Source organism: Rhizobium sp. PL01 (assembly GCF_033447125.1).
Classification (GTDB): Bacteria; Pseudomonadota; Alphaproteobacteria; order Rhizobiales; family Rhizobiaceae; genus Pararhizobium.
This window is the reverse complement of sequence record NZ_JAWQUM010000027.1, coordinates 1-3,463: the sequence shown is the minus strand read 5'-3', so window position 1 is coordinate 3,463 and position 3,463 is coordinate 1. Positions and strand designations below refer to the sequence as shown.

Below are 3,463 nucleotides of genomic sequence, written 5' to 3'. Positions count from 1 at the left end.
CGGTGCAACCCATGGAAAACCCGATCCGCGCTGGGACGGTTTTCTCGATACCACTGACAATTGGCAAAAACGCGCGTCGCATCGCATGTCGGCCTATTTCACGCAGTGACGAGGTGGCGTCCGTTCGACAGAACAGTTTTGCCTTTATCATGACCTCAGCCCCTGCGGTCATCAGCTTCGTGTTCAGGTACCCATTTTTGAAACCAGATAAAAGTAGCCCTCCGGCCGTTCACCACCATTCCGGTTCGACCTTAAAGCGCCGAAGGGCGTGGGCTGGGAGCGCGACGGCAATGGCTTTGACAGGTTCGGCGGCGACCAGGCCGCAGCGATCGAACAGGAACTCATGAAGCCCCAGGGACCAGGCGCCTGGACCGCCACAAAATGAGATCCGTCATTCCTTCCTGAAGCCAACGCGCTGGGCGGCGCACCAACAGCAGCCGTGCGATTACAGAATAAGGGTGATGTCGACGCGCGCAGCGAAGGCGGCAACCTGCCGCATTTCGCCAACGTCCGAGTAGATCGCAACATTGCTTATTCCGGTCAGATCGGTCTCGGCGACGCGATCCCCAAACAGGAGCACCGCCTGCTGTGGATCACAGCGTTTCGATGTCCAGATCAGACCATGCGCGTCCGGCCGGCTTTGTTGAATGGCCAAGGCCCACTGCGCGGTGATGTGATAGTCAGCAGCTGTCGTATCGATGAGATCTGCTCTGCTGAGGCCCCACTTGGCCAGATCAGGGGCGAAAAGAGGAACCAGAACGAGATCGCGCTTCAACTCAATGACCGAATGGGCGAGAGGCTTGATATTGTCGATGCCGATGGTCTTGTTCGGTTCGTCAATCGGGACGTCGTGAAAGATCGTCTCGTGAACCGCGCATTCGTAGTCGGTTGCCAGATACTGTGTAGGGACAGCATCGCTGCCTGAGACTAGCGGCGCAAAACGGCTGGGACGACCCTTGCCGGGTTTGAAAGAGCAGCTTCCAAAACGCTGATCGTGGACCCGGTGGAACCTCGTCCCGGCCTTGATGTCATGAGAGTTCGAGGCCGGGAACGGTGAGGGAGGCGTATTGATCATCCGGCGATGGTTTCCGCCTCATTTGCTGCGGCGGAAATCACAGCATCGCCGTCCTTCAACACGTCGACTGGGCGCTTGCCGGCAAGCCATCCATTCGGAGAGGTGAACCAGAATGCCAATTGCCAGCCAGACTTTTTCTCCCCCAGCAGGGCGAGCACCTTGGCGACACTTTCAATGGGCTGCCCCTCCTCGAACTGGAAGGCCGGGAAATACTCGACGCCGCCATGCTTGATCGAGAATACCTTTGCCTTCATCTTCCATCGCGAGGCGGTCATGCTCTTGTTCTTGGAACCATGTCCGGCAACTTCTGCCAGATCCTTGCTCGTGAAACTTGGCCATCCTTCAAAAAACCGCGCTCTCGCCTTGGCGTTGCTGTCGTAGAGCAATCTCTCGACCTTGGCATTGGGAGGCGTGCGCATGTAGACCGATACCAGTGCATCGATGGCGTCATCGGTCAGTTTGCTCTGGCGGGCTTCCACGATCGCCGGCACATGCTCGACGATATCGCGGATGGTGTCCCGCACAGCCTGATTTGGCATGTCAACAAGCACGACCATCATGTCATCGACATGGCTTTCAGGCGTGGAGTGCATGGCGTTCGCCATCGCCCTGCGCAGTTTCGCGCCAATTGAAGACGCACGCTGCTTTGCCGTCAGCTTACGATTGACCAGGCGCACACCGGCGTCCGATGTCTTCTCGCCGGAAACGGAATCCATTTCGACTTGTAGCGCGCGAGCGAACTCGGCTCCATCATAGACGCGAAGACCATTAGTGATAGCCATCTCGGTGCTCCGGGTTATTTGGGTTATCAATTGTAGTATAACCTATATCACCGGGAGGCTGTTTTCAAGTGTGACCTCTTTTGACCGGCAAAGGCTACACTTAGCGCAAAAAGCGCCGCCAGAAAACCGGGGCCTTTTACCCGTGAAGTCGAACAACCTCCAAAGCGAAACGGCTGCTGGATCCCGAGGCTAAATATGGTCCCGCGAGCCGTCTATCCCCAAGCCATAAGACCGGGGGGCGTCGCCCTTCGGGCCGGGCTGGCGGCAAATCGGAAGCCCGACGTCGGTCTTCCCCCTTGCGGGCGGCCATCCCTGACGCAGGCCGAACGGACCGTGCCGCTTGCAGCTTGCCGGCCGCAAGGGAAGCTTCGCCGCGTCCCGAATTTTCTCCTTCTCTCCTTTCATCATCCGCGCCCTTGCAACCGTCAGCCTTCGCGGCGACCGGGTCGCGCCCTTGAAATGTTTGGGGCGGAAAGGATGTCGAAATATGGAAAGACAGGAAATCGAACGGATAAGGGACAAGGTGTCCTGCGGGGTCGTGCTGGAGCAGGCGGGTTTTCAGGCCGACCTCAAAGAAAGCACGCGACGCGCCGTCAAATTCCGGCGCGGTGGGCAGATTGCCATCGTCACCCATGCGGGGATGGGATGGTTCGACCCGCTGTCGGACAGGAAGGGAGGTGTCTTCGGCCTGCAGGCCTGGCTTCAACCAGACGATTTTGCAGCGACCCTCAGGTCAGTTGGTGCGCTCGCCGGTGTTCAGGCATCTGGCGCGGCTTGGCCCGTGTTATCGCGACCGACAGAGAGCATCGCCATCCCAAGGCGCTGGGACAGTCGTCCGCCGCTGCGGCATGGCTCTCCCGCCTACCGCTACTTCAACGATAGCAGGCTGATTCCAAGCCGACTCCTGCAGCGTGCCATCCGACAGGGTCTGATCCGGGAGGGACCGTACGGCAGCGCCTGGTTGGGCCATCATGACAGCGACGGGAAAATTTGCGGCTGGGAGGAACGCGGTCCCCGATGGCGCGGCTTCTCCTCTGGGGGCACAAAGATCCTGTTTCGCTTCGGCAGCCCGGCGGCGCTTCGCTTGTGCATCACAGAAGCCACCATCGATGCACTCAGCCTCGCGGCGATCGAATGTGAGCGGTTCGATACGCTCTATGCCAGCACCGCCGGAGGATGGTCGCCGGCAACGGAATTGGCGGTGCGCGATCTCGGTGGTCATCGAGATCCTCGTTGCAGCGACCGATCACAACAGCCAGGGCGAGGCCTATGCCGACATGTTGCGGCGCATTGCGGAGCGAGCGGATTGCGGCTTCCGGCGACTTCGTCCGCAACTGGAGGATTGGAACAAGGATCTGGCCGAAAACGGTGCGGGCTTCTCGCAGAACGCCTGACTTCACACGCGCCGCAACTATGCTGCCATTAGGATCGGATACCCGCGATCGGGCGGCGGGCGGTCGGAGCAAAATACAGGAATGCCGACCGTTGCTAAAGGTGCCTCGCCATACGGTCTTGCGATCACCCATGGATCGCTGATAGAGCAGCGTCAGATATCGAGGTGTTATTCTTTGAAAAAGTCCAACCACAGTTTCGCCGTCGAATACAA

Annotated in this window: 3 protein-coding genes; 1 reads left to right on the top strand and 2 read right to left on the bottom strand. The window is 59.2% G+C overall.

The window, feature by feature from the left end:
• Positions 1 to 445 precede the first annotated feature (445 nt).
• Together R6X40_RS31505 and R6X40_RS31500 are read right to left on the bottom strand one after the other, a co-directional pair.
• Positions 446 to 1,075, bottom strand: coding sequence for an RES family NAD+ phosphorylase (locus R6X40_RS31505; RefSeq protein ID WP_318419113.1), 630 nt, complete (start codon positions 1,073 to 1,075; stop codon positions 446 to 448).
• Positions 1,072 to 1,857: a hypothetical protein gene (locus R6X40_RS31500; protein ID WP_318419111.1), complete on the bottom strand. Its 786-nt coding sequence runs from the start codon at positions 1,855 to 1,857 to the stop codon at positions 1,072 to 1,074. Before R6X40_RS31500 ends, R6X40_RS31505 begins: the two co-directional genes overlap by 4 nt.
• Positions 1,858 to 2,197: 340 nt before the next feature.
• Between R6X40_RS31500 and R6X40_RS31495 the strand changes: the two genes are divergently transcribed.
• Positions 2,198 to 3,283 carry a DUF3991 domain-containing protein gene (locus R6X40_RS31495; RefSeq protein WP_318419109.1) on the top strand — a complete coding sequence of 362 codons (1,086 nt, stop codon included), beginning with the start codon at positions 2,198 to 2,200 and terminating at the stop codon, positions 3,281 to 3,283.
• Positions 3,284 to 3,463: the final 180 nt, after the last annotated feature.